Annotated in this window: 2 protein-coding genes; one reads left to right on the forward strand and one right to left on the reverse strand. The window is 51.5% G+C overall.

Translation table 11 applies throughout. The features are described 5' to 3' along the window. Positions 1–925 precede the first annotated feature (925 nt). A complete protein-coding gene (locus V6D20_02405; protein ID HEY9814648.1) occupies positions 926–1,828 on the forward strand; it encodes a hypothetical protein in 903 nt (300 codons plus the stop codon). 442 nt (positions 1,829–2,270) lie between these two features. On the opposite strand, the gene V6D20_02410 is transcribed toward V6D20_02405, so the two are convergent. Beyond that, a partial coding sequence (locus V6D20_02410) for a hypothetical protein (GenBank protein ID HEY9814649.1) occupies positions 2,271–2,642 on the reverse strand: 372 nt, incomplete at its 5' end.

Here is a 2,642-nt window from a genome sequence, read left to right on the forward strand (position 1 = left end):
TACAAAATTAAATTTTTGTGATAAACAGATACAGTATGTCGACTTTGTGATGATCAGTTACAGAATTTCAGTATGGGGGATAAGGGGGGGAGCACGTGGCCATACACGATTGGAAGGCCATTATGACGTGGATGCACCTCATTGGTTCAGAAGAAGGAAGATTGATTAAAAGAAAAATCTGTGGGTACACGTATAGGGTCATTCCGTGACCCTTTCAAACCCAGGGAAGATTCTGTAGCATGGTGTATAGGGTCATGGAGTGACCCCATAGAGCGTTAGATGTGAATCTAACGCAGGGTTAATGCCAAAGGAGCATCACATGACCCTTTTGCGTTAGATCTGTATCTAACACCATAGGGTAATGCAATGACCCTTTTAGCGTTAGATCCAGATCTAATGGTCGTTGGACCTGCCGTTAGATACACTTCTAACGCACCACCTTCCTCGTCCCCCACGCACCATGGATAGCCCTTCCACCCCAACATCCTCTGCTCCTACTCCCACCAACCAGCCAACCCCTCTCCCCGGTCCAGACCCGTCCAGGGCTGAGGAGGTGTCCCCCTCAGATCCCCCCTCATCCACCCAATTGGCCCCCTCATGTGGCCCAACCGCTTCTTCCACCACCACCCAAGCCCCTCCTGCTGTGCAGGGTTCGCCCACTGCCCCTTCTGAAGCACCTCAACACCCCACCAGCGAGATGGCATTGGTCAGCCCCTCAGCTCCCCCCTCATCTACCCAATTGGCCCCTTCCACTACCACTACCACTACCCAAGCCCCCCCCATGTTGGGTAGTGCACCTACTTCCACCACTGCAGCCCCTCCTCATCCCCCTCGGCGAAAGAGAAAGAGAGATCCCGAAGGCAATGCGAAGCGTAACAAGAGCCACTGGATGCGAAAAAGGTTGTCTGAGCACGGGCATGACCTGGTGAAACCCACGTACACGAAGCCCTGGCCAAGAATGCCGCATGATCTGAAGGAGCTGCTACGGGACACCACCGACAAATCAATGGCCCAGTTCCTCAGCTTCAGCAAGGAGAATGGACCCGTGGACCATGGCCGGGTCCTCTGGAAGGTAGGGCAGCAGCACCAACCACTTCCTGCACCTCTTCAAGCCTATCTGAGCGAGTGCGAGAAGTACCTCCAGGATCTCAATTTGGAGCCTGCCCTTCCCAAAGAAGCCTTGAAGATCCTCCCGAAATCTGTGCAAGTGATCTACACTGCCCTGCCAGGCATGATGCCCCAGCTCATGCACACTGACCACAAGATCGACCTGGATTCGAAAGCTGAGGGATCTTCCATGCGACCGATTGTCTACTCAGTGATCGTTGCCGGAGACAGGCCCTTCCGACTGGAATACAGCCGAGATCTCTGGGAGTTCATCAGGAATCGAAGGAACGCCATGGACCAACTCCGGGACGAACTTCATAATCTGGTAGGCAACGACGAGCTCAACCGTGAGGAGATTGAGCGGAAGCAGAAGGAGCTGGACGATCATGAAAACTTTGAGGCTCTGGATAACAGAACCAAGGCCTGTCGGGATGCTACTGTGCTTTCTGTGCAGCCAGGGGAGGCCCTCCTTTTTCGACATGACTTTCCGCACCTTGGTGCAAGTGATGCCCGAAACTGGAGGCTTTTTTTTCCCTTTGGAAACGACGCAGCTGCAACAGCTGATAACAGTGTTCAGAGCACATTCGTTCTGAACCATCCCTATGTTGTGGACCTTCACAACCAAATGCATGCTGCTGCAAAGAACCATAAGGATCCCAAAAGCCGCACCAAAAAAAGGAATACTGACATAGATGCCATGAACTGGTGTTACAAGTTTTAGTCATTCTTACTCTTGTTCACAATTTTTTTTTATTTTGAAAATAAAAGTCCTTTTTTAAAATCACGGCACTCAAGTGGGTGGAGGGAAGTCGGGAGGGAAGGCGGGAGTCTGGAGTCCAGACAAACATCCAACCAGCACATGCCACATCACTGAGGTCTTACAATTATTTCCTGTTAAGGGAGATGGATGGTGATGGGGAATTGATAGGAACAAGCAGCTGGGATGATGTGGCACATAACCATTGGTGTGATCCACTGAGACCGAGTATGTGGCAAGATTTGACTGGATCACCTCTGCATACCTTGGAACCATGCACGCTATATTTAACTCCAGGTGATGTGGCAGCATCTCAATGGTCAGTTCAAAAATTCCAAGTGACATGGCAAATATTTATTGGTTCTGTCGATAAATCCCAGCTTGTACTGCCACAACCCCCGCTCCTTCACTGCCCTGGGCTGTAAAGGGCCAAGAGCTCCTCTCCTTGGGCAATGGGAGCCTTGGCAACCAACCAAACAACCCCATGGGAGGTCACTTCCTCAACAGGGTCCGACTCTTCCATTGCTACATTTGGTGGCACCCCTTGGGGCGGCTCATTGACGTACTTCCCTGTCCCATGCAACTCCAGGTAGAACCCCGGGTCGAACCTGGACCTCACAACATAGATCGGCCTTTTTCCTGGGGGGTACCTTATGGCATAGTCATCCTCCTGCATCCATTTTCCCTTCATTACCAGAACATGATCCCCAGTTTCAAATGGCTTGCAAGCAAACAATCCCCAACCATGGACACGACTGGCCTGAACCTGGACTCCTTG

The sequence above is a fragment of the Candidatus Obscuribacterales bacterium genome, from assembly GCA_036703605.1.
Taxonomy (GTDB): Bacteria; Cyanobacteriota; Cyanobacteriia; order RECH01; family RECH01; genus RECH01.